Here is a 19,319-nt window from a genome sequence, read left to right as displayed (position 1 = left end):
TGATAAAGAGGCATTCAATTAAAATCGAGTTAGACCATCCAAAAATTAGGGGATAGATGAATATATAGTGGGGTGGTTTAATGAAAAGAAGAATCAGGCTTACGGCGCTTTACGGCAGTACGTTTCTTGTTATTAGTATTATTGTGGGTTACATATTTGATGGGGAGTTCGATAAAACCTTTGTTGCCGGTCATACTATCGGAGGAATTATCATTGGATTATTTATAGCACCGCACTATCAGGAAAATTCTGAAGAGAAAACACCAAGGCTGGTACGCATCAACAGAATTATTACAAACACCGTATATATCTTCCTGATACTCTTTTTCATTATGTTCAGCTTGAATTTTATATTTGATTCCACCAATTGGAAAGCTACGTCGTTCTCTGCGATTCCGCTAATCATAGCTTTAATTATCAAACTTATTTATCGATGGCGGGTAAAAAAATTTAGGGGGTAGAGGAGATCATCGCATGTATGCATCGAAATAACGAAAGCCCTGCAGCCGTAGTGACTGCAGGGCTTTTTGTATTAGCAAATAATTTTTCTGGTGGAGTAAGACCCCCAATTTATTCGGTCAAATTAACTGTTGCAGAATTGCTTCCAAACATACCTTCATTTAGTTGAGCTTGTAAATCGTCCGCTTCAGCAACATCAGGGTTTACATCGAAAACGACTTCACCAGAAATTGTAGAATCAGGATTGACTTGTTCTAAGAATAATTCAGAGTTCCCACCGTCAGCCTCATACGTATTTCCATTACTAAGTAATGAAATATAAGAAGAATCCATTGTTACAGCTTCGCTTCCATTGTTGGTCACTTCAACATCCAAAACGATGAAAGTCCCATCTGCTTCAGCTTCCATGCCTTCCATACCAGCTGTGTCAGAGGTTTCCATTCCGTTTACAATATAAGTCACTTCTCCAACCTGAACTTCTTCGCCGGTGCCATACGTTTCTTCCTCAGAACCTCCATCTTCCGACGCATTACTTTCTTCTGGAGAACTTTCATTGTTACTGCTGTCGCCAGACGATTCCTCTCCGTCTCCGCCAGTAGCCATCACAATGATCATAATAATAATGACCACTAAGACGAGGGCACCGATGCCTGTCAAACAGCCTTTAAACATTTTTCCCATAAAATTGAACCTCCTACATATGTAATGAAACGAGGTTAATTTTACCATTGGCACTATCAATTGGCAATTATTTTTTCATACTTTTTTCACACGTTGCAATACTTTTTACTCAATATTCTTTATTCTGACGTTTCAAGCTGGCTGTCCTGCGCCGGCTCGTTTTCAACCTCAATATCACTATCCTCCGCAACGTCTCCCAAAACCAGCGGGACTTCCGTATTAGGAGCAAAACCATCGAAGCCGCCGTACACCGCTATGGTTAACCCCACCTTCAGGTAGCTGTCCTCTGGGGCTGTGACTAAAAAAGTATTTTTCTCCCCTGAAGGTGCATACATTCTATAAACGCGTTCGTCGTAAGGGTTAAAATTCTCGCCGGGCGAATATTCATGAGTGATCTTTCCCTCTACCACGATAGGGGTGTTTTCTTGCATCCCCTCGTAATACGGCTCAGCTGCGTTCTTTAGATTCTCGTCGAAATCGCTTTCTTCAGGCGGCTGGGCCACTGATTCCTCCGGGGCAGAGCTTTCCTCTGTATTATTACTGTATGGTTCTTCAGAGGCTTCCTGCTCGTTGTTCTCCTCCTCATCCGGGGAAGCATTCTCCCCCAAACTACAGCCCGCAGAAAAAATACCGATAGAAACTCCCAGGATGAGCAGCATCATTTTCTTTTGCATCGAATCCCTCCAGCCTGTACTAAATATAAAAGCATTCGTTTATTTATAATACTACTATTTATATCTTCATGCTTTTTGTATAAATTCCTTTAAGTGGAGGGGAAAGAAATAAATGAAGTGTGGGCATCATTTTGGGTTGGGGAAAGCCTATAGGGAGGGCTATAAATTTAACTAAAATGATTTTTGGATTTTGGGACATCCACTCCATCTTTTATCGCTATAAGTTTTATGCTTTTGGAATGTGGGAATATTAATCCCAATCCATTAGTTCAGGTATCTGGATCACTTATTAATAAAGGAGGTCTTTTGTATGGATGAACTGAAGGAACACTTACTGCAGCAGGCAAAGTCGGTTAAAGAAGGACAATCAATTGAAGCATCAATGGGCCGGGAAGAAGAAGCCTTTGACGAACTGATTGCCGAGGGTCATATAAGCGCTAAGAAAGTGGACGGTACAGCTGAGAATACAGTGGAATACGTCGACATCAGCACATGAAAGCATGAATCCAGTAAAGCATCTGCCTCCAGGGCGGGTGCTTTTTAGTTTGTAATAAATAAAGGTTTTCTTCTGGCGGTTAAAGGCTATAGTGACCACTACTAGCAGCAGGAGGGATTTAAATGAACGAGGAAGCAATAAACGCAAAGATAGAGGAGCTCGAACAAGGACTGGACTGTTCCAGCGATACGCTCGAAAACGATCATAACGTGCCTGTGAATAAAACAAGGGCGGCTCGCGGAGCGGCTGTCATATATAAATATGGTGGCGAAGACCACACTAATACTGCGGATGAGCCGACGAATCTTCGGGTTGAATTTGACAGAAGTCCAACCGGCGAATGCACCGCAAAAGCCGTTTTCCAGACCAACCGGCATAACACGGAAATTGCAGGTGGGGAAAAGCCATTTGAAGCATTGTATTTATCGAATACAGAAGGAAACACATGGAAAATTGATGCCCCTGACGGCAAAGAACTGGAGCAGAATGATCTGGACAAAATCCTGGCGTACACTTTTCAAAGCTATCTATTGGAATAGTGAGTACGAGCCGGCAGCCTATTCGGGCTGCCTTGTTGTGTAGAATTAAAAAAGGCTCTGTGCGCACACAGAGCTAGCTGAGGGGGATATGCTTTCGCCATGTACTGGCATCTTCCACCAAGAAGAGGATATGAGAAAAGTGGTGCATGGTCTATATTAAAGCGCTTTCAACATAAAATCACGAGGCATTAGTCCTTTTTTACAAATTGAGCCTATCCTGTTATAAAAAAGGGCCCCGCGGGGAATACGGGGCCAGTCTCAGGAGCGGGATGAAATATTCATCCCACAAGCACTTTATCGGATGAACAGTATTCATTAATGAGTCCTTGGATAGAAATAATATAAAAAATATTAAAAGAAGTTTCTGTCTGCTGCAGACGGCGCTGTTAACGATTGCTGGCTTTCTGAACAGCCTGCTCGACCGTTTCTTTGGAAACGTTGAATTGGTCTGCGGTGACTTCCACCGGGCTGTTGCCCGAATCAGTACTTTGCCCGTACGCCGGCCCGGCCCAGTAAAAATACATGTCCAGTTCTTTGTCTGTCGGGTAGTTTTCCTCCTGCTTCGGCAGTCCTTCGTTATTAATGGAGCCGTACACTGTGTCGATTTCGTGGTTGCTGTAGTCTCCGGGCTCATCGTTTTCGACCGCCTCAATGTCTCCGTGAGGGAAGTAATCCGTTTTCCCGTAAACATACCCGCCGTAATCGATCGCTTCTTTGGCGTCGACAAAGTTGATCGTCAGCAGATGGAACTTTTCTTTTTTCTTTATGTCCATGATCACTTCGTCACTGATGGTGTCGATAACAGTTTCATCAATGGAAGTGGGCGCTGCGTCCGGAATCACATAATAATTTACATAAACAGCGTCATTGTAATTAGTATTTTCGCCCTTGTGCAGTGTATAGGAAGGAATGTCCAGTTCGGAGGCTCCCCCGGTTTGTTCTTTTTCGTATGCCGTGAACTCATCCTCCATCTTTTCGGATAAAACGGCGCACGGCACGCCATCATGATTCGAATCAAGGCCGCCCGGGTCATTCTCAGAGCTGAACTTGTGCTCCGTCCAGTAGGCATACAGCTGCTGATCGTCCTCGAAGTCGCTGCAGCTTTTTAGCGCCGTATTATCTTCGGCCGCTTCTGTTTCTGCAGGGGCAGCTTCCTCCTCGCCGGGGTCATTTATTGGTGTGCCCGCAAATAACGCTGCGGCGATACCAATCAAAAGACCCAGGTAAACCATGAAAGCCATAACAGCCTTCCATCTTGCACCGGACCGGAACCCGGGCAGCCGGCGCCATTTATGTTTCTTCTGCATGAAATCCCCCCTGGATACTCGGCATACCCATCTGCAATTACAGGTGATTGTCCTGTTTTATCTTTTTTAGAAAATATGCTTCCTTCGATTTGAATTCCAGTTCATCGATTTTACTTATAATGAAATGATACCTGGAAATTTCGTTGCTGATTTTTAACCCTTTTAATAACGCATCCACCGCCTGGCGGATTTCCGCAGTCTCCCGAAGGCTTTCAAACACGATGACGTTCCGGGTAACCAGTCTTGCTTTATCGTGATTGGCCAATTGGGTAATCAAATCAAACAGGTTGTCATAATTGCTGGTTTTCGTATTGTTGATTAAATCGACACTAATCAGAAAGACTCCCATCGAGCATCCCCTCCTGGACCTGTTGGGACGGTATCTTCATTCATGTTCAACGTGAAACGGCAAAGCTCCGGGGTCAGTCCTGCTTTTCCTTTTTCTGTCTGGCATAAGTCACCCAGCCGATGTAAATGACAATGAAAGCAGCAATTATCGAAGCCATCGTGTCCTGCCTCCCGTGATTTGTTAAGCCTATTGTACCACAGGGAATTCGAGGAGGGGGTTGTCAAAGGTGTCCGGAAGCTGTCTTTTGGGCATGGAGTGGAAAAATAAAGCGTAAAGGGGCGATGGCGATGTATTATGAACCGGGAACGCGCGTATTCAGTGAGGCGAGGCAGCAGTGGGGCGAAGTGATACTTCAAAACCGCCATAAAGGGCCGCAGTGGTACTACGCGAAATTCACCCCGGTCCGGTCGGGGTGGCATCATGAAAGCGACCTGTGGGATGCGGAGGAGCTGTTCGCGTGCAGCTGGGACCGTCACCGGGCGGGAACAATCTGACCGCGCCGGCGTAATTTTATTCTCCCCGGTGGTCGTTTCCCCGGATTAAATGTAAAATAGGTGGCGGTGTTATAAATTTGGGAGGGATCGTTATGTATACATCTATTATCTTTTTCATCGAAGACGGGGACCGGCTGATTGTGCCAAAGTCCAACGAGACCCCGAGCGTGGATGAAATTATTGAGAAGCTGAAAAAAGGCAAAAAGCAGGACCTGAAAATGTCCGAGGCCTTCAGCGAATGGTTCAACACCGAAGTGGAGTGCAAAAAAGTAACCAGCGTCAGCGTCAACTTTATTTAACAGCGAGCATCTGCCTGCGGGCGGGTGCTTTTTTCATCGATTAAAAAATTTTCGGTGGATGGTTGTAAAAAAGGAGGCCCGGGTTCCTTTACTGTACAGGACGGCAAAAAGCCGGCACCTATTCGCTTCAGGAAAGGATGATGAGCATTGGCACAAGCATTGGGGCATCAGCTGATTACGTACGGGGAGGATCATCTCGGCACGCCGTATGAATTCGGCGGCGACGGCACGGATACGTTTGACTGCAGCGGCTTTGTCCGCTACGTGATCGAGTATGTAACCGGGGAAATTATTCCTCGGACCGCAGCCAGCCAGTCGGAAACAGGGACGCCTATTGCGGAGGAGGACCTGCGGACCGGCGATCTCTTGTTCTGGAAGGACACCCGCTCGGAGGATCTGAACCATAATGAAGTGACCCATGTCGGCTTTTACGTGGACGGACAGACGTTTTTAGGGGCGCAGGGGTCCACCGGCGTGGCGTTTGCCGATTCGACGCGCGACTACTGGCAGTCCCGTTACGTTGGGGCACGGCGTGTCGTCGACAGTACCGCAGCCCCGCTCACCAATGTAGGCGGAAAAGGAGACCTGCTGCGGGTGGTCGCCAGCCAGGTGAATTACCGCAGCGAACCGTCCTGGGACAGCGGTGCCGTAGCGGGAAAAGTCACGGAGGGTGAGGTGTTTACGATCGAACGCCGCGTGCCAATGAAGGAACGCTCGGATCTGTTTGAGCTCATCTCCGGCACGTATATTACGACGCATGAAAACTACGTGGAGGTGCTGCCGCAGGGGTAAGTTAATACGGCAGCAGCAATAGAAAGCAGGCCCGGCATGCGCTGCCGGGGCCTGCTTTTTTCGTTTTATTTACGTTTCGCAGCCGACGCCGTCTCCGTCACGGTCGAGATGGCTGCCGTAGCCCGGGTCACCTTCGCGGACCGGGGCGGCCCCTGCATTGCGGGCCGCACTGCAGTTGTCATAATACACGTCTTCAGAGGATTCTTCGCTGCCTGAAGAGCCGGAGTCTTCCGAGTCACTGGAATCTTCGGAAGTTTCTTCGTCACCGTCCTGCTCCTCGTAGCCGTCGTCGGTTACATAACCATCGATCGACCAGATGCCGATGCCGGCCGACCGTGCGTCCGCCTCCGCAGCTTCAAATTCGTCGAGGTACTCCGTGTTTGGTGGGTAGACGGCTACCCGGGCGAGTCCTTCCTCAATCAGCTGCTGGTTGAAGTTTTCCCCGTCCACAAACACGTAGGCAAGCAGCCGGCCGTAATAGTCGCGCTCCTCGACGCCGAGCTCGAGCCGCACGTCTTTGCCGTCCAGTTCACTGGTCGTAAATTCCGCAGCCTCCGGTCCGAACGGCTGCACGCCCATCTGCGGGTGCTTGGTTTCCGGAGTGTCGACGAGAATGAGGCGGATGCGTTCCTCCCCGCCTTCGTATTCTACATCGATTGTATCTCCATCGACGACGTTGGTTACTGTCGCGTTGGTGTCTTCAACATCAGAGGCGGAAGATGTGTCTGCCGATGCTTCTTCTTCGGTACTTTCGCTGTCTTTCTTTGTTTCAGCACTGCTGTCGGACGATGTATTTTCGGTGGTGGCTTCTTCAGTGCTGCTGGCATCTTCCTCGTTCGAAGCGTCTTCCTGTTGCTGATTGTCTTCTGTCGTGTCGTCATTTTTACGGCCGGAGGATTCCTGTCCATCAGCATTTCCGTTATTTTCTTCTGCCTGTTCTTTTGGGTCTGTAGTATGTTCATTCTCCGCCGGTTGCTCGCTCGCTTGTTCTTCTGCGGCCTCGTTGCCGCTTTCCTGGCCGGGCTCTTCACTGCATGCTGTGAGAAAGAGCGTGAGCGCCAGGGTGGAGGATAAAAGCGTTAATGGTTTTTTCAATAGAATCACCCCGCTGCATAATTGGTTAGCATATAAACAGGAAATAGATGGACGTAATGTATGAAAAAAGTAGCGGTTGTTAGTATTAGTAATAGTGTACAAGAAAGCAGAGTAAAAGAAAATAACTAACCTGACAGTGTATTTAGTTGTCTGTGCGCAACAGAATGTAACTGCAAAAAAAATACACGCCTGAAAATTCCTATGTCATAAAATGACGGTAAAAAAGCCCTCTGCGTCTTTGCAGCGCAGGGGCTGGAACCAATACTATTTCGGCAGATAGTCGTTTCGCACAATCAGCACATCACAGGCAGCCCGCCGCACGAGACTCTCCGAAACGCTGCCAAGAAAGAGGCGTTCAGCGCGTCCCATTCCGGAGGAACCGGCGACGATCAGGTCCACTTCGAATTTGTTGGCGGCCTCGGTTGGAATGACTACCTTCGGTGCGCCGTATTCGATGGAGAAGTCAATGGCGGAAATGCCGGCTCCGACGCTCAGGCTGCGGTATTCCTCAAGCAGGTCCTTTCCGCGTTCTTGGTACATTTGGATAATATCTTCAGTATGGTATTCGGCCGAGGAGATAAACGGCGTATTCAGCACATATACGACCTGAACCCGGCTTTTCTCCCGTTTCGCAATGTCGAGGCCGGCATAGAGGGCGCTGGTAGACACCTCGGAGCCGTCCACGGCAATCAGCACGGAGCGGTACGGTGCCGGCGGCTTTTCGTTTTTAACAATCCAGACGTCGCAGGAGGCATGGCGGACGATGCTCGCGGCAACGCTTCCAAAAATCCTCTTTTCAAACGTGCCGGCTCCGGAGCCCCCGGACAGGATCAGGTCAGCTCCGAATTCGTGGGCAATTTCGCCGGAAATCAATGCTTTAGGAGGGCCTTCCTTCATAAACGTCAGCACGTTTTTCACGCCCTGGTCTTCAGCGCTTTGTTTGGCCCGGTTTAAAATATCGGTGCCGATACGTTCCGACGCGCTTAACAGATCCGGCGACCCCCGGCGGAGCTCGCGGATATTGTGGTAATCGATGATGTAGCAGAACGCGAGCGCGCTGTCGCAGGTGAGGGCGGTTTCAACCCCTTTTTGAAGGGCGTATTCCGATTCCTCTGATCCGTCGAGGGCCACGAGGATGCGTTCATAATGCAGCGTCATTGCAATCAATCCCTTCTGGCTTTTTAGTATACCTATAGTTTAGCTCATTTTTTCTTTCCTGCGTGTGAGGAACCTCACATCCAACCGGGACTTTTCAATTTATACTGGTTTCATAAGCAGTTATAAGTAAAAACTATTACAGCCTGAAGCGGCTGTGAAAATAAAGCACAAAGGAGTTTCGGTATGACGGATGGATTAAAGCATATTACCTGGATGGAAATGGTGAATGAATGTGGAGACGTGCCGCGTACGCTGCCGGAATTAACGAAAAAAGCGGAGAACAATTCGGAAATCGCCTGCCTGCTGCCCTTTTACGTGTACTACTTTCATACGTATGAGTGGCAGGAATACTCGTTAATGACAGAGCATGCGCTTCCCGGGACGCTGAACCAAGCCGCCTTTATCGCGCTTGACACCCCGTCGCTGCAGGCATCGTCGCAGATGAAGCGGTACTTTTACGGGCTGTCTTTCATCAGCAGGCTCCCCGAAGACAGGAAGACGGCGTTTACCCTCGAGGAGTGGACGCTGCACGTCTTCCGGAAATACTACTCTTTAACGACGAAGGCAGCGCTCCCGTCCGGGAACGCGAAGCCGAGGCGGACGGGGACGCGGATTTTCCGGGTCATGTAGACACTGGCGGTAAATATGAGAGCGTTTGCGGAATGAGGGAACATAAAGGAGGACTGGTTGCACATGCAAAAGCACCACTACGAAAATCTCGGGGAAAGTACAACAGCAGCAGGGGAAGAGGAGTATATACGGTTTGTGTACATTTTCAGCGAGCCTGGCCACCGGGAGGAAGTGCTCTACATTGGTACGAAAGAACATGTTCGAAAGCACGCCCGGGTGGACCTTTTAAATATCGACCTGGAGCTTGCGGACGCTGTCACGGTAGGGAACCGGACGTTTAAAATTGTCGGGATTGAGCGGGTGGCGCCTTTTGAGACGGTGCAACGGACGTACCGGGGCGGCATGGTGACGTATTATTTTTCGGAAGCGGAGCTGCCGTTATCCTGAAGGCTGAAAACATAATAGAAAATAAACGTACAGAGGAGATGCGATATGTATAAAACCATTCTTGCTGCTGTGGACCGGTCCGACGAAGCGAAACGGGCAGCCCGGACGGCGGTCATGCTTGCCGGCCGGTTTGAGGCGACGCTTGTACTGGCGCACGTGGTGAACGAACGGGATTTCAGCGCGTTTCAGTATTACGTTCCGTCCGCCTGGGAGGAAACGAAAAAGACGAACGAAGCGATGCTGGAGCAGTATACAGCCGAGGCCGAAAGTGGGGGCGTGACGAAGGTGGAGACGGTGCTGCGCTCCGGCGCTCCCAAGTCGACGGTGCCAAGAGAGCTTGCTCCGGAGTTTGGCGCTGACCTGATCGTGACCGGGGCCTCCGGGATGGGCACCGTGGAAAAGCTGGTAATGGGGAGTGTGTCGAGCGGCATTCTCCGGAAAGCCAGAGAGGACGTGCTTGTCGTCCGGAAGGAAAGCGCCGGTGGGTACAAAAAAATTCTTGTAGCTGTGGACGGCTCCGAGGAAGCGGGCCTGGCATTTGAAAAAGGCATCCAGCTCGCGCTCCAGACAGGCGCAGAACTGTTTATCGTACACGTGTTTAACTCGTACCTGCTGTATTCCACCTCCCTGAATGCCCGTATCCTAAGAACGATCGAAGACGACGACCGGAAAATGCTGGAGGACTATAAAGCTGAAGCAGAGCGCCTCGGCGTTGCAGACGTAACGACGTCGCTGCTGTACGGGGCGGCCAAGCTGATTATTCCGCAGGAATATGCCATCCAGCATGAAATTGACCTGATCGTAAGCGGCGCCTCCGGCATGAACAGAACGGAGCGACTGCTGCTTGGAAGTGTGGCAGAAGGTATTGCGCACCGGGCGATCTGTGACGTACTGGTGGTGCGGCAGCCGCTCGAGCACAGAGAGCAGTAAGCTATTTTCCGGAATGGATCAGCCCCGTCCGGTAGGCGTACTCCACCAGTTCCTTTCTCGTTTTCATCGCGAGCTTTTCCATCAGGTTGGTGCGGTGGGCTTCGACGGTTTTCACACTGATCACGAGTGTATGGGCAATTTCTTTATTGGCGTAGCCGAGCGCTATATAGTACAAAACCTCCCACTCCCGCGGGGAGAGCCGCCTCGGGCTGCGGACGGAAGCAGGCAGGTGCTGGGCCTGCATCAGCGCGTGGAAGGAGGCCGAGGTGTAGCGCGTGCGCCGGGCGGCAGCCCGGATAGCCCCGTATAAATCATCAAGGGAATCGGTGTGCAGCAGGCACCCGGTGGAGGCGCGTTCGTATACCTGCTGCAGGAACGCAGGCGTTTCCTCCCCGGAGACTAAAAACACGGCCGGAAGTAAAGGGCGGCTCGCGATAGCCGGAGTCGGTGATAGCGTGCCGGCGTCGACGACGCAGACTGTCTGCGGGCTGCTGGGCGGAAAAGCATCTGCAGGCGGCCAGCCGGAGCTTTCCCTGGTGACGGTAAAGTCAGAAGCTTCGTCCAGCAGCGCTCGTAACGCTTTGCGGTAAATCGGACGCCTGCTTACTAAAACGATCGCAGTCATACTGTCACCTTCTTATGCATGGTTAGACGTTCATACGGCCAGGCGCTTCGGGAACTACTGCCCAGGCAATTAACCATGAAGTGTTAAAAAAACAGGAAAAAATAATTAAGGGTTTTCCCTTATATTTTTTGAAAATCCCCTTTGATAGTATCATAGTAACACTATCGAAGGAGATGGAAATAATGGGCAGGCCCCTTCAAAGTCTTCCAGTGCACGAAAAACCGGACGGTTCTTTTGCAAGTTTGCTGTCTCCTGAAGAATTTGAGCGTTTTCAAGCGCGCACGCACCTGGCGCATAAACGGGCCGGCACGTATCTGTATCGAGAAGGAGACCCTTCGGATTATTTCTATTTTCTCTATGAAGGCACCGTGAAAATCCAAAAAGGCACGAGCGACGGAAAGGAACTGACGATCACGCTGCTCGGACGCGGGGACCTCGCCGGCGAATACGGCAGCCTCCAGGCCGTGCGCCATGATTTTTCCGCCAAAGTTGCCGCCGCCAGCACTGTCGGCGTGATCAAAAAAACGGAAATCGAAGCGCTGATCAGAGACTCCGGCGCCTTTTCCCTGAAAATGATGCGGTGGATGGGCAGCAATACGCTAAAGGAGCAGTCAAAATTCCGGGATCTGCTGCTGTACGGCAAAAACGGGGCGCTCGCTTCCACGCTGATCCGGCTCAGCACGACATACGGAGCTGCCCGCGAGAATGGTACCGTCGTGCTGCAGCTGAAGCTTACCAACGCCGAGCTCGGGGAACACATCGGCCTGTCGAGGGAGGGCGTGAACCGCTGCCTGAACGAATGGAAAAAAGCAGGCGTACTCTCCTATGAGAACGGCCTCATTGTTATTCACGATATGCTCTACCTGCGCCGGCAGTGCAACTGCCCGCTGCACAATCTCTGCTCAAGTGACATATGCCGCCTGTAGCAATTTGAATTCCCCGGTGCCCCGGCAGGCACCGGGGTTTTTAGCGTTTACAAAACCTAGGGCCGCACTACCATTACGCTGCACCCGGCATTTTTTGTCAGATGCTCGGAGACGCTCCCGAGAAAAAGTTTTTCGACGGCGTTTAAACCGGTAGCGCCGGTCACGATTAAATCGACGTGGTATTTTGGCACCACCTCGCTCGGAATCGTTATTTTCGGCGAGCCGTATTCAATGTCAGCCACAACGTCTATAACACCGAATTCCTCCGCCTGCTTTTTGTATTGGTCGAGTCGCTGGCGGGCTTCGTTTTCTGCTTCGCCGATAATTGAAGAGTCGTAGTTACTCATTGGCCGGTGGGCATTTTGATTGATCACCTGGGTAATTACAAGCTGGGATCCCTGGGCTTTGGCAATCGGAAGCGCCGCCTCAAACGCATGACCTGCTTCCCTGGAGCCGTCTACAGCAACCAAAATAACGTTCATTGTATGCATAATCTGCCTCCTCCTGAGTTTATCGGATATACTGTCTACTTCTCGTTTATACAGGTGTTTTCCTGTTGCCGGGGACGGTAAATTACACATTGGCCGATTAAGTCCGGAAGCAGCAGGGAATTAAACCGGTAAATACGCATGGGAGGTGCTTAAACATGCTGAGCGTTACCGCTGCTGAAACGGATCATTTCATGGAGATTGAAATAAGCGGGAAATTGACAGAAGAAGACTACGACACGTTTCGTAAATGGTTTCACTCCGTCAAGCAGGACGAGACCCCGATTCATCTGCTGGTGGTGGTAACTGACTGGAAAGGGATGACGCTTCAGGCAATAGGCGAAGATCTGAAGTGGCTGCGGCGCATAAAGGAATTTCAAAAAATGGCGTTTGTCAGTGATGAACAGGGCATAAAAGCAGCAGAAGCATTTGGGGCGCTCCTGCCCGGAATTGAGACAAAGTATTTCCGGCAGGCGGAAAAGGCGCAGGCACGCGAATGGCTGGCACAATAAAATCACGAACGGAAAGGAGCCTTTCCTCCGCATGGATGAGGCAAACGTTAAATTAGCTGTACAGGGAGAAAACGAGATCAGAAAGGAACAGAGAACAAGCTTTATTCCCCGCATCGGTGAAACGGTGGCTCTGGAGCCGGATGAAAAATTCAGGGTGATCGATATTGAGTACACGATGTTTGGAGAAAATACGGAAGCGGCAGAAGTCGTCGCCCTCGTGGAACGACTGTAAAGCTCCGAAGCGTCTCTTTAAAAGGGGCGCTCTTTATGGATTTATTTCCATAATATAATTATGTTAACTAAACAGGAAAATGATTACTACGGCAGTAAAAGCGGGTAAAAAGGATTAACGACCATGAAACGTATTTTAAAGGAGGCAGGGACGTGAATAAAAAGCAGAAAAAGCAGTTGGACAAATTGATTGTCGACTATTTGAAGGACCGGGGAAAATCCCATGAACTGAAGGTAGCAGACGAGCTGTCGGAGCGGTTTGAGGGAAAGCTCCATGCCGCTACCGTACTTGTGAGGATCGACAGAATGAAAAAAAGCAACGATCTGCGCCACGAGGCCAGAGCTGTCCACGATACGATCGTCTGGGCGAAAAAACTGTAGCAGAGCGAACTGCTATCTGGCACGTCTGCTCAATTGTAAAAAGCATGATTCAGGTTTTTAATTCTGCCGGAACAGGGAAAGACAAGCATTAGGAAGAACGGCAGAACGAAGCCCTACTATCCTACAGCTTACGGAGGAGGCATATGAGAAATGGAAAAAGTAGAATTTCAGTTTATCACGTGCGATAAAAGAGGAGAAATTCCAATAGAAAGCGGCATACTAACGATCGAAGATGACAATACATGGCAGGCAGAGCTGGTTAATTTCACCGGCGGCATGGAGCTGTTTTCCGATCAGGGAAACGAATTCCGCATGAAAGATAACGCTCTGGTGGAGTACGAAGGCAAGGGCAAAGCCTCCAAAACCGATAACGAAGAAGCAGAAGGAAATATTGTCATCAAAGGCCAGGGGAAAATTAGCAAATACTAATAAGCATCCCGGCCGGGGTGCTTTTTCAATGGCAAAAATGGCAGCCCGCCTCTGGCGCCTGAGTATGAAAGGAGGAATTTTTTATGGACACGTATTATGAGCATCCCGAATACCGCCCGTTTTTCCCGAATGCGCTGAACGCTTCACATTCCATAGAGATACTGGATTTCGACGGCCTGGCGCTGCTTATACAGATGACCGACGAGGCGGTGGAATCACCGCACCGCCCGGACGCGGACGATATGCTGCACTGGCTGTGGGACATCGGCATCGATTATTTGGAAAACAATAATCCTGGCGACCGCCAGCGGATGGTTATTACAGAAGCAGATATGGAAAACGGGACGTTGATTACTTCCTACGAAAATCTTTTGAAGGAATTTGAGGACAACGGGTACTGATCAGCGGTTAAAAAACCTTATAGGAGGCAACTATGTCATTTCATAATTCAATAGGGAAAAATATCAGGATCGCGCTTGCGGATATAGCGAAGGAAGACAAAGTGCTGAACCTGATTCTTCCTCCTAAAAGCATGGAAAAATTTATTATCGTAAAAATAGATTCCATTGATGAAATGGGAGTATGGATCGAGCACGAAATAGAAGCCGAGCTTGATGAAAATGATGACGGAGAAAAGCTGCTGCAGACCCAGCGCGAGAAAAAGTTCGTCCGTGCAAAATTCCTGATCAAGTGGCACTACATCGAAGGCGCCTATGCCCCGCTCGATGATGACGTTAACAGCAAAATGAAATTTCTGCGATAAAAGGAGGAGCCGCACATGGACAACTGGATTCACCAATTATCAAGCACCGCACGGCAGAACAAAAAAAACGCGTCGACGGTGGAGGAAGAAAAGCAGATGGAAAGCATACGTGACTGCTCGGAGCAGCTGAGAGGCATGTTTGATGAATTGATGGGCACCATCAACGGCCGGTCGGATTTAAAAGTGGAAAAGGTTAAAGGCCACAAGCATGTGAAATATTTTTACGGGGTTTCCGAGCTCATTGTTGAGTCCGGCGACATTTTCACCCGCAAAGGTTTTTTGGAAATGAGCTTTAAAATCCGCATTAATGACTCTGCCTACAACGTCAGTGACGTCCGGCCCCGCAGCGCTTATTTGAAAGATTTAAATTCATGCAGGTGGGAAACAGAAACAGGCACGGCATTTGATGAAGAACAAGTGTCGCTTTTATTTAAGCAGGCACTGCTTCCTTATATTGAAGAATAAAAACAACAGTAGCAGCCGATATATTTCGGCTGTTTTTTTGTGTTATTAAATTGTCGCTTTTGATTTGTGTTTAAAAATATACAATAATAAACAGTCATTAATGTTTCAAATTTAATACACTACAATAATTTCCGAAGCCCGTGACAGGTTAAAAAGAATCATAAAATAAAATTCATAAATTGAAAAATAATAGTACTTTATTACTTGAAATTGGAGTATTATTAAAGAGAGGGGGAAGAACGATGGCTGTCGTGTATGTTAACCGTCACGTTCGTTATGTTCAGGTATTGTTAAGCGATGAAGGCAGTCTATTGCACTGTTTGACGTGGGAAACCGATGAGGGAGTGGTGTTTGACGTACATGCGCTCGACGACAGCTCGTTTTCCCCAAAGTATGACCGGATTTATGTGCCCTTCGACCAGAAAACAATGACTCTCCATGGAAACACGTATATTTTGTATTAGCCGTAGTTTGTATCCAGGCGCCAAATAGCTGAAACTAAACAATTTTTACTGGTGTTTTATTTTATATACACATTGGTGTATTGAATATGTTGATGATTTGTTGCTTGTGTAGTTTGAAGAATGTTTTATTTTTAAGACAATGCATGGTTGTTGCTTTACGGATACGGATTATCTATTGGAACAGGGATTGTCTGCGGATGGTGATGGCTGCCTGGCATTTCCTATGCAAGGGGGTGCAGGAGTGTTATGCTTTGGGCGGGACAGAAGTTGAAAGGAGCTTGTGTTATCTCTCAATTTTCGTATGTAATCGATGAACAAGGTAACGAAGTATTCGTAGGGACGGAAAAAGACATTAAGGAAATGTTTCCGGACAGGGAGAAACATATTTTTAACACCGAAGAAGAACTGCTGGGCGGTATACGTAATTTCCGGGAAAATGAACGGATTATATCCGTGGTGAGCAATCTCCCGGTGCTGAATGAACACTGGAAGGATAAGGACAATATGTAAAACAGGTTTGCTTTTTACTGGGCAGCTTTTGGACGGGCCTGTGATTACCCGGGCTCGGGCCGGACTTTTTGATAAAGTCCGGTTTTTTTATTGATACGGGCGTTTAAAAGCCCGGGCGTAGTATAATGAGACGAGCACCTCCCATTTTTGTTAGAGAGGAAGATGTTTATGAAAAAGAAAAGAAATTCTGCCTGGCTGCTGCTGCCGCTACTGCTTCTGCAGGCCTGGTGGCTTTACCGGGAAGCGGAAAAACAGGGAAAAGCCAAATGGAAGTGGAGCCTGTGGGGGTTAACCCAGTTTCCGGTGCCGGCGGTTGCTTTTTATATTGTTCACAAGTGGAAAGAGTGAGCCGGGTGCTTCTAGTTGATGGTTTTAAACCGGCATCCAGGTGTAATAGCATAGTAGGAAGCGAGAAAAATGATGGACCGGCAGCACCTATTAGAGTGAAGGGGCGACAAACATGAAACAGGAAACGCAGGAAATTAACGAAATTATATTGGACGAATCGGCACTGCAGTTTGAATCGGCATACTTGTATCTGGAAACATCTGATCCCGATCGAATCGGAGAAAGTGCCTGGACAATCGCCATTTATAATGTCGAGCAGCAATTTTCCGAGGAATTTACCGGCCGAGACAGCATCAGCATCCGGATCAAAACTGAAGAAGCTGAGTACCAGGGGCTCGTTCAATTTAAGAATATCGAAGGCAGCGATAAGAAGCACTGCCACCTGGACGGCCTTGACGAACTGGTGCAGGTGTAACTTATGCCTGGAACGAGGGCGGCAGCTGGGGCTGCCGTTCGTTTTTTATATAGCTGGCCTCCCGATGGACGTTTAATACGCGTAAAATAGGGGATTATAGCTGTGAAAAGAGGATCGATGATTGGAAAGGAGAGAAAAACATGAGTCCAAGAAAAGAAGCGATGGCCCAGCTGGCCGGAAGAGTGGAACGCGGAGAAATTGGAGCGGAATGGTCGCCGGTGGATGAAATCGAGCAGGATCGTTTCCAGGAGCTTGTCGAGCACGGCTACGTCACGTACGCCGACGCTTCCGGGGAAAAGGAAGAGGCGGTCTACAGCGGCATTGCCATCACAAAAGAAGGCCGGGAGCTGTTTGAAGAATATAAGCGCCAGGTAGATGAATAACATGAACGTATCCGGCGGACGGTGTTAAACCACCCGCCTTTTTTCATAGACGCTGGTGAACGCGAAGAAATTTGAAGATTGAACCACCGCCTGGCACGGGAATGGAAGCAGACAGAAACCATAAAACCCAGGAGGATGCGATGCCGACATTAACGCTGGAATCTATTAAAACAGTTACTACAAATGAAGTAATTCATATAAACGATGGCAAGCTCTACGCAGGAGAAGGACCGTTGGAGCGCTGGACAGTGTCCATTATGGACTGTGAAAACAAAGAATTTTTCTATCAGGCATTCAACAGCGCTTCTCCCGCGCTGGATTTGTTTTTCCGGACCGGGGAAGGCTTTCATTTTGGCGGCCAGGTGTACATCACCCGGGCGGATGAGGAAAATATAGAGCTTGAAGGAAGCAGCGCGCTTCAGGAACAGTCTTAATTCCTTCATTAAAAATCGGATCTAAGGAGGATGACTATGCCACAGGAACCGGATTTTTCCCGGGAAGGCTGGAAAGGCTACCGGGTACGCCCGCTCCATTTTGCCGGTGAATCGCTCGAAGTGTATCACGAAACAGAACTGGCTCTGCTCGTCCAGGTGACTACCTCGGCGATGGCAGCAGAAGCAAGTTTAAAGGAAGAAAACGTGCCGGAATGGTTATGGGAGATCGGTATCGATTATCTGACCAGCAAACAGCCGGAGGAAAGAAAACGTCTGGTAATAACTGTGCAGGACGTCACGGACGGCGAAGTAAACAAAGCGTATGAGAATTTACTACGGGATTTTGAAGCACCCTCGATCTGAGAGGGTGCTTTTTGCTTCTATTATATAGAAGAAACAAGGGGGAGCACTGGCAGAAAGAGCCGCAGGAGGAGCTTTTCGCTCGCGGACAGGGAAATTCTTTCAGAAAAAACGGGCAGGTGGCTTCTCGAACGGAAAAAACTGTGGTATAAATAAGTGGAGGGGGTGGATGACAGTGGCTTTAGTGGAATTCAAATGCAGAACGCAGCCGCAGGTGACGTACAGCAGTGACGGTCATGAAATTCATTACAAGGTGATTGAATACGCCGACGGCTATGAAGTGGTGCTTCATTCGATGAGTGATTTTCAGCCGGCCGATGAAAAACTGCTGTTTCATCAGGGAAGTCAGGTCATTCACGCCAAAGAGCATACTTACGTATTAGACACCTGTGATTGTGTATACAGCGGGGAGTCCGATGAAACGATCGATCACTCGATCTGTCACAAACCATATTCTAAATCCATGTAGCGGTTAAACGGAGCTTTCCTTCCCGGGAGGCTCTTTTTTGTGGTAGACGCTTGCGCGCATACAGGCTCATATTTGTAATCATTCCGGAAAAGAGAAAGGGGCATACACATGCTGCATTTTGAAAAAAAGGACCTGCACAATTTAAACCACGCGGAGGCGCCGTACGTCTCCATTTACCAGTACGGAAAAACGGATATCAGCAGCCATCCCTCCGACAGCAGCCGCGTGGGACTGTCCAAGCAGGGTATGATGAAGCTGGTGAACTACTGGATCCAGGAAGGCAACCTTGATGATAACGACAAACAGCAGATTAAAGAATGGCTTGACGAGTAACCTCCGGAAGGCGCGGCAGTGAAATTTCGGGTTTAGCAGGAAGGGCGCCGGGAAAAGGAATCACAATTCACCAATCGAAAAACGAGCTTCGGGCACAGCTCAGTGCTGAAGTCGTTAAAGGGGGGAATCGTGATGGCACGCCTGCTTGACTTTTACCAGGGACCGTATGAAGGGAGCCCGGGAGAGTCGGAACATTTCAATGGACCGGTGCTCCACATTTTTGAGCGCGGCCAGCTGCTGCTGTCGATGCAGATTACGGCAGAAGCGCTCCAGAAAAATGAGCTCAGCGTAGACATGATGACGGTGTATGAGTGGCTCTGGCACCGGGGGCTTGAATTTATTGAACGGGAAAACATTACGGCAGCCACGGTGGTAATAATAACCGACCGGGATATCGAAAAGGATGAAATCATTACGGATTACCGGACGCTTGCTTTTCGGAGATAGAACAAAACAGGGCGCCTGCATTCAGTGCAGGCGCCCTGTTTTATGG

35 protein-coding genes are annotated in these 19,319 nt (G+C 49.0%); 27 read left to right on the top strand and 8 right to left on the bottom strand.

The genetic code is table 11. The features are described 5' to 3' along the window. Nucleotides 1-80: 80 nt before the first annotated feature. A complete protein-coding gene (locus ACTTK6_RS02645; protein ID WP_462832563.1) occupies nucleotides 81-461 on the top strand; it encodes a hypothetical protein in 381 nt (126 codons plus the stop codon). 109 nt (nucleotides 462-570) lie between these two features. Here ACTTK6_RS02645 and ACTTK6_RS02640 read toward each other — a convergent pair whose 3' ends face one another. Further along, on the bottom strand, nucleotides 571-1,140 hold the full coding sequence (locus tag ACTTK6_RS02640; protein WP_462832562.1) for a DUF4352 domain-containing protein: 570 nt from the start codon (nucleotides 1,138-1,140) through the stop codon (nucleotides 571-573). A gap of 119 nt (nucleotides 1,141-1,259) precedes the next feature. Then, entirely contained in the window at nucleotides 1,260-1,814 is a 555-nt protein-coding gene (locus ACTTK6_RS02635; RefSeq protein WP_462832561.1) for a hypothetical protein, read from the bottom strand. Nucleotides 1,815-2,124: 310 nt separating this feature from the next. Between ACTTK6_RS02635 and ACTTK6_RS02630 the strand changes: the two genes are divergently transcribed. Both ACTTK6_RS02630 and ACTTK6_RS02625 read left to right on the top strand, forming a co-directional pair. Continuing rightward, nucleotides 2,125-2,310 carry a hypothetical protein gene (locus ACTTK6_RS02630; RefSeq protein ID WP_462832560.1) on the top strand — a complete coding sequence of 62 codons (186 nt, stop codon included), beginning with the start codon at nucleotides 2,125-2,127 and terminating at the stop codon, nucleotides 2,308-2,310. 122 nt (nucleotides 2,311-2,432) lie between these two features. Next, entirely contained in the window at nucleotides 2,433-2,849 is a 417-nt protein-coding gene (locus tag ACTTK6_RS02625; protein WP_462832559.1) for a hypothetical protein, read from the top strand. 386 nt (nucleotides 2,850-3,235) lie between these two features. On the opposite strand, the gene ACTTK6_RS02620 is transcribed toward ACTTK6_RS02625, so the two are convergent. Together ACTTK6_RS02620 and ACTTK6_RS02615 are read right to left on the bottom strand one after the other, a co-directional pair. Further along, on the bottom strand, nucleotides 3,236-4,156 hold the full coding sequence (locus tag ACTTK6_RS02620; RefSeq protein ID WP_462832558.1) for a hypothetical protein: 921 nt from the start codon (nucleotides 4,154-4,156) through the stop codon (nucleotides 3,236-3,238). A gap of 37 nt (nucleotides 4,157-4,193) precedes the next feature. Next, complete coding sequence (locus ACTTK6_RS02615) at nucleotides 4,194-4,505, bottom strand: hypothetical protein (RefSeq protein WP_462832557.1); 312 nt, start codon at nucleotides 4,503-4,505, stop codon at nucleotides 4,194-4,196. Between the two features lie 287 nt (nucleotides 4,506-4,792). On the opposite strand from ACTTK6_RS02615, the gene ACTTK6_RS02610 reads away from it, so the two are divergent. The 3 genes from ACTTK6_RS02610 to ACTTK6_RS02600 all read left to right on the top strand — a co-directional run bounded on the left by ACTTK6_RS02610 (nucleotide 4,793) and on the right by ACTTK6_RS02600 (nucleotide 6,090). Next, complete coding sequence (locus ACTTK6_RS02610; protein WP_462832556.1) at nucleotides 4,793-4,999, top strand: hypothetical protein; 207 nt, start codon at nucleotides 4,793-4,795, stop codon at nucleotides 4,997-4,999. A 92-nt stretch (nucleotides 5,000-5,091) separates the two neighbouring features. Then, the gene (locus ACTTK6_RS02605) at nucleotides 5,092-5,298 is read left to right on the top strand and encodes a hypothetical protein (protein ID WP_079476428.1); all 207 of its coding nucleotides are present in this window, start codon (nucleotides 5,092-5,094) and stop codon (nucleotides 5,296-5,298) included. Between the two features lie 147 nt (nucleotides 5,299-5,445). Then, nucleotides 5,446-6,090 carry a C40 family peptidase gene (locus ACTTK6_RS02600; protein ID WP_079476429.1) on the top strand — a complete coding sequence of 215 codons (645 nt, stop codon included), beginning with the start codon at nucleotides 5,446-5,448 and terminating at the stop codon, nucleotides 6,088-6,090. Nucleotides 6,091-6,159: 69 nt separating this feature from the next. Here ACTTK6_RS02600 and ACTTK6_RS02595 read toward each other — a convergent pair whose 3' ends face one another. Then, nucleotides 6,160-7,185: a thermonuclease family protein gene (locus ACTTK6_RS02595; protein WP_462832555.1), complete on the bottom strand. Its 1,026-nt coding sequence runs from the start codon at nucleotides 7,183-7,185 to the stop codon at nucleotides 6,160-6,162. 264 nt (nucleotides 7,186-7,449) lie between these two features. Next, complete coding sequence (locus ACTTK6_RS02590) at nucleotides 7,450-8,343, bottom strand: universal stress protein (protein WP_462832554.1); 894 nt, start codon at nucleotides 8,341-8,343, stop codon at nucleotides 7,450-7,452. Between the two features lie 183 nt (nucleotides 8,344-8,526). On the opposite strand from ACTTK6_RS02590, the gene ACTTK6_RS02585 reads away from it, so the two are divergent. The 3 genes from ACTTK6_RS02585 to ACTTK6_RS02575 all read left to right on the top strand — a co-directional run bounded on the left by ACTTK6_RS02585 (nucleotide 8,527) and on the right by ACTTK6_RS02575 (nucleotide 10,290). Next, nucleotides 8,527-8,973, top strand: a complete 447-nt coding sequence (locus tag ACTTK6_RS02585) for a hypothetical protein (protein WP_462832553.1) — start codon at nucleotides 8,527-8,529, stop codon at nucleotides 8,971-8,973. Between the two features lie 63 nt (nucleotides 8,974-9,036). Further along, on the top strand, nucleotides 9,037-9,360 hold the full coding sequence (locus tag ACTTK6_RS02580) for a hypothetical protein (protein ID WP_462832552.1): 324 nt from the start codon (nucleotides 9,037-9,039) through the stop codon (nucleotides 9,358-9,360). Between the two features lie 45 nt (nucleotides 9,361-9,405). After that, nucleotides 9,406-10,290: a universal stress protein gene (locus ACTTK6_RS02575; RefSeq protein ID WP_462832551.1), complete on the top strand. Its 885-nt coding sequence runs from the start codon at nucleotides 9,406-9,408 to the stop codon at nucleotides 10,288-10,290. A gap of 1 nt (nucleotide 10,291) precedes the next feature. On the opposite strand, the gene ACTTK6_RS02570 is transcribed toward ACTTK6_RS02575, so the two are convergent. Continuing rightward, entirely contained in the window at nucleotides 10,292-10,915 is a 624-nt protein-coding gene (locus tag ACTTK6_RS02570; RefSeq protein WP_462832550.1) for a response regulator transcription factor, read from the bottom strand. 182 nt (nucleotides 10,916-11,097) lie between these two features. On the opposite strand from ACTTK6_RS02570, the gene ACTTK6_RS02565 reads away from it, so the two are divergent. Then, entirely contained in the window at nucleotides 11,098-11,841 is a 744-nt protein-coding gene (locus ACTTK6_RS02565) for a Crp/Fnr family transcriptional regulator (RefSeq protein ID WP_462832549.1), read from the top strand. 56 nt (nucleotides 11,842-11,897) lie between these two features. On the opposite strand, the gene ACTTK6_RS02560 is transcribed toward ACTTK6_RS02565, so the two are convergent. Further along, entirely contained in the window at nucleotides 11,898-12,332 is a 435-nt protein-coding gene (locus ACTTK6_RS02560) for a universal stress protein (protein ID WP_079476437.1), read from the bottom strand. Between the two features lie 155 nt (nucleotides 12,333-12,487). On the opposite strand from ACTTK6_RS02560, the gene ACTTK6_RS02555 reads away from it, so the two are divergent. From ACTTK6_RS02555 to ACTTK6_RS02475, 17 genes are all read left to right on the top strand, one after another. Then, nucleotides 12,488-12,841, top strand: coding sequence for a SpoIIAA family protein (locus tag ACTTK6_RS02555; RefSeq protein WP_462832548.1), 354 nt, complete (start codon nucleotides 12,488-12,490; stop codon nucleotides 12,839-12,841). A 31-nt stretch (nucleotides 12,842-12,872) separates the two neighbouring features. Further along, a complete protein-coding gene (locus tag ACTTK6_RS02550; protein ID WP_079476439.1) occupies nucleotides 12,873-13,073 on the top strand; it encodes a hypothetical protein in 201 nt (66 codons plus the stop codon). A gap of 152 nt (nucleotides 13,074-13,225) precedes the next feature. Further along, a complete protein-coding gene (locus tag ACTTK6_RS02545) occupies nucleotides 13,226-13,453 on the top strand; it encodes a hypothetical protein (RefSeq protein ID WP_079476440.1) in 228 nt (75 codons plus the stop codon). Between the two features lie 150 nt (nucleotides 13,454-13,603). Further along, nucleotides 13,604-13,882, top strand: coding sequence for a hypothetical protein (locus ACTTK6_RS02540; RefSeq protein ID WP_462832547.1), 279 nt, complete (start codon nucleotides 13,604-13,606; stop codon nucleotides 13,880-13,882). Between the two features lie 83 nt (nucleotides 13,883-13,965). Continuing rightward, on the top strand, nucleotides 13,966-14,283 hold the full coding sequence (locus tag ACTTK6_RS02535; RefSeq protein ID WP_079476442.1) for a hypothetical protein: 318 nt from the start codon (nucleotides 13,966-13,968) through the stop codon (nucleotides 14,281-14,283). 32 nt (nucleotides 14,284-14,315) lie between these two features. After that, nucleotides 14,316-14,645, top strand: coding sequence for a hypothetical protein (locus ACTTK6_RS02530; RefSeq protein ID WP_079476443.1), 330 nt, complete (start codon nucleotides 14,316-14,318; stop codon nucleotides 14,643-14,645). 15 nt (nucleotides 14,646-14,660) lie between these two features. Continuing rightward, nucleotides 14,661-15,110 (top strand): hypothetical protein, encoded by a 450-nt coding sequence (locus tag ACTTK6_RS02525; protein ID WP_462832546.1) that lies wholly within the window; start codon nucleotides 14,661-14,663, stop codon nucleotides 15,108-15,110. A gap of 242 nt (nucleotides 15,111-15,352) precedes the next feature. After that, the gene (locus tag ACTTK6_RS02520) at nucleotides 15,353-15,574 is read left to right on the top strand and encodes a hypothetical protein (protein WP_079476445.1); all 222 of its coding nucleotides are present in this window, start codon (nucleotides 15,353-15,355) and stop codon (nucleotides 15,572-15,574) included. Between the two features lie 267 nt (nucleotides 15,575-15,841). Further along, the gene (locus tag ACTTK6_RS02515; protein WP_462832545.1) at nucleotides 15,842-16,084 is read left to right on the top strand and encodes a hypothetical protein; all 243 of its coding nucleotides are present in this window, start codon (nucleotides 15,842-15,844) and stop codon (nucleotides 16,082-16,084) included. 168 nt (nucleotides 16,085-16,252) lie between these two features. Beyond that, the gene (locus tag ACTTK6_RS02510) at nucleotides 16,253-16,432 is read left to right on the top strand and encodes a hypothetical protein (protein ID WP_462832544.1); all 180 of its coding nucleotides are present in this window, start codon (nucleotides 16,253-16,255) and stop codon (nucleotides 16,430-16,432) included. A gap of 112 nt (nucleotides 16,433-16,544) precedes the next feature. Beyond that, on the top strand, nucleotides 16,545-16,847 hold the full coding sequence (locus ACTTK6_RS02505; RefSeq protein ID WP_079476448.1) for a hypothetical protein: 303 nt from the start codon (nucleotides 16,545-16,547) through the stop codon (nucleotides 16,845-16,847). Nucleotides 16,848-16,987: 140 nt separating this feature from the next. After that, nucleotides 16,988-17,230, top strand: a complete 243-nt coding sequence (locus ACTTK6_RS02500) for a hypothetical protein (RefSeq protein ID WP_079476449.1) — start codon at nucleotides 16,988-16,990, stop codon at nucleotides 17,228-17,230. 140 nt (nucleotides 17,231-17,370) lie between these two features. Then, nucleotides 17,371-17,664: a hypothetical protein gene (locus ACTTK6_RS02495; protein ID WP_079476450.1), complete on the top strand. Its 294-nt coding sequence runs from the start codon at nucleotides 17,371-17,373 to the stop codon at nucleotides 17,662-17,664. A gap of 36 nt (nucleotides 17,665-17,700) precedes the next feature. Beyond that, nucleotides 17,701-18,027 carry a hypothetical protein gene (locus ACTTK6_RS02490; RefSeq protein ID WP_462832543.1) on the top strand — a complete coding sequence of 109 codons (327 nt, stop codon included), beginning with the start codon at nucleotides 17,701-17,703 and terminating at the stop codon, nucleotides 18,025-18,027. Between the two features lie 166 nt (nucleotides 18,028-18,193). After that, a complete protein-coding gene (locus ACTTK6_RS02485) occupies nucleotides 18,194-18,493 on the top strand; it encodes a hypothetical protein (protein WP_091610843.1) in 300 nt (99 codons plus the stop codon). A 108-nt stretch (nucleotides 18,494-18,601) separates the two neighbouring features. Beyond that, on the top strand, nucleotides 18,602-18,826 hold the full coding sequence (locus ACTTK6_RS02480; RefSeq protein WP_079476453.1) for a hypothetical protein: 225 nt from the start codon (nucleotides 18,602-18,604) through the stop codon (nucleotides 18,824-18,826). 129 nt (nucleotides 18,827-18,955) lie between these two features. Further along, complete coding sequence (locus tag ACTTK6_RS02475) at nucleotides 18,956-19,273, top strand: hypothetical protein (protein WP_143745442.1); 318 nt, start codon at nucleotides 18,956-18,958, stop codon at nucleotides 19,271-19,273. Nucleotides 19,274-19,319: the final 46 nt, after the last annotated feature.

This window comes from Marinococcus salis (assembly GCF_054971365.1).
Note: the sequence above shows the minus strand (reverse complement) of the source record. Positions and strands in the feature narration are given on the sequence as shown.

Excerpts from the sequence above, each read along its gene's own strand:
- ACTTK6_RS02645 (WP_462832563.1), top strand. The coding sequence starts at position 81 with ATGAAAAGAAGAATCAGGCTTACGGCGCTTTACGGCAGTACGTTTCTT.
- ACTTK6_RS02640 (WP_462832562.1), bottom strand. The coding sequence starts at position 1,140 with ATGGGAAAAATGTTTAAAGGCTGTTTGACAGGCATCGGTGCCCTCGTC.
- ACTTK6_RS02635 (WP_462832561.1), bottom strand. The coding sequence starts at position 1,814 with ATGCAAAAGAAAATGATGCTGCTCATCCTGGGAGTTTCTATCGGTATT.
- ACTTK6_RS02630 (WP_462832560.1), top strand. The coding sequence starts at position 2,125 with ATGGATGAACTGAAGGAACACTTACTGCAGCAGGCAAAGTCGGTTAAA.
- ACTTK6_RS02625 (WP_462832559.1), top strand. The coding sequence starts at position 2,433 with ATGAACGAGGAAGCAATAAACGCAAAGATAGAGGAGCTCGAACAAGGA.
- ACTTK6_RS02620 (WP_462832558.1), bottom strand. The coding sequence starts at position 4,156 with ATGCAGAAGAAACATAAATGGCGCCGGCTGCCCGGGTTCCGGTCCGGT.
- ACTTK6_RS02615 (WP_462832557.1), bottom strand. The coding sequence starts at position 4,505 with ATGGGAGTCTTTCTGATTAGTGTCGATTTAATCAACAATACGAAAACC.
- ACTTK6_RS02610 (WP_462832556.1), top strand. The coding sequence starts at position 4,793 with ATGTATTATGAACCGGGAACGCGCGTATTCAGTGAGGCGAGGCAGCAG.
- ACTTK6_RS02605 (WP_079476428.1), top strand. The coding sequence starts at position 5,092 with ATGTATACATCTATTATCTTTTTCATCGAAGACGGGGACCGGCTGATT.
- ACTTK6_RS02590 (WP_462832554.1), bottom strand. The coding sequence starts at position 8,343 with ATGACGCTGCATTATGAACGCATCCTCGTGGCCCTCGACGGATCAGAG.
- ACTTK6_RS02585 (WP_462832553.1), top strand. The coding sequence starts at position 8,527 with ATGACGGATGGATTAAAGCATATTACCTGGATGGAAATGGTGAATGAA.
- ACTTK6_RS02580 (WP_462832552.1), top strand. The coding sequence starts at position 9,037 with ATGCAAAAGCACCACTACGAAAATCTCGGGGAAAGTACAACAGCAGCA.
- ACTTK6_RS02575 (WP_462832551.1), top strand. The coding sequence starts at position 9,406 with ATGTATAAAACCATTCTTGCTGCTGTGGACCGGTCCGACGAAGCGAAA.
- ACTTK6_RS02570 (WP_462832550.1), bottom strand. The coding sequence starts at position 10,915 with ATGACTGCGATCGTTTTAGTAAGCAGGCGTCCGATTTACCGCAAAGCG.
- ACTTK6_RS02565 (WP_462832549.1), top strand. The coding sequence starts at position 11,098 with ATGGGCAGGCCCCTTCAAAGTCTTCCAGTGCACGAAAAACCGGACGGT.
- ACTTK6_RS02560 (WP_079476437.1), bottom strand. The coding sequence starts at position 12,332 with ATGCATACAATGAACGTTATTTTGGTTGCTGTAGACGGCTCCAGGGAA.
- ACTTK6_RS02555 (WP_462832548.1), top strand. The coding sequence starts at position 12,488 with ATGCTGAGCGTTACCGCTGCTGAAACGGATCATTTCATGGAGATTGAA.
- ACTTK6_RS02550 (WP_079476439.1), top strand. The coding sequence starts at position 12,873 with ATGGATGAGGCAAACGTTAAATTAGCTGTACAGGGAGAAAACGAGATC.
- ACTTK6_RS02540 (WP_462832547.1), top strand. The coding sequence starts at position 13,604 with ATGGAAAAAGTAGAATTTCAGTTTATCACGTGCGATAAAAGAGGAGAA.
- ACTTK6_RS02535 (WP_079476442.1), top strand. The coding sequence starts at position 13,966 with ATGGACACGTATTATGAGCATCCCGAATACCGCCCGTTTTTCCCGAAT.
- ACTTK6_RS02530 (WP_079476443.1), top strand. The coding sequence starts at position 14,316 with ATGTCATTTCATAATTCAATAGGGAAAAATATCAGGATCGCGCTTGCG.
- ACTTK6_RS02525 (WP_462832546.1), top strand. The coding sequence starts at position 14,661 with ATGGACAACTGGATTCACCAATTATCAAGCACCGCACGGCAGAACAAA.
- ACTTK6_RS02520 (WP_079476445.1), top strand. The coding sequence starts at position 15,353 with ATGGCTGTCGTGTATGTTAACCGTCACGTTCGTTATGTTCAGGTATTG.
- ACTTK6_RS02510 (WP_462832544.1), top strand. The coding sequence starts at position 16,253 with ATGAAAAAGAAAAGAAATTCTGCCTGGCTGCTGCTGCCGCTACTGCTT.
- ACTTK6_RS02505 (WP_079476448.1), top strand. The coding sequence starts at position 16,545 with ATGAAACAGGAAACGCAGGAAATTAACGAAATTATATTGGACGAATCG.
- ACTTK6_RS02500 (WP_079476449.1), top strand. The coding sequence starts at position 16,988 with ATGAGTCCAAGAAAAGAAGCGATGGCCCAGCTGGCCGGAAGAGTGGAA.
- ACTTK6_RS02495 (WP_079476450.1), top strand. The coding sequence starts at position 17,371 with ATGCCGACATTAACGCTGGAATCTATTAAAACAGTTACTACAAATGAA.
- ACTTK6_RS02490 (WP_462832543.1), top strand. The coding sequence starts at position 17,701 with ATGCCACAGGAACCGGATTTTTCCCGGGAAGGCTGGAAAGGCTACCGG.
- ACTTK6_RS02485 (WP_091610843.1), top strand. The coding sequence starts at position 18,194 with ATGACAGTGGCTTTAGTGGAATTCAAATGCAGAACGCAGCCGCAGGTG.
- ACTTK6_RS02480 (WP_079476453.1), top strand. The coding sequence starts at position 18,602 with ATGCTGCATTTTGAAAAAAAGGACCTGCACAATTTAAACCACGCGGAG.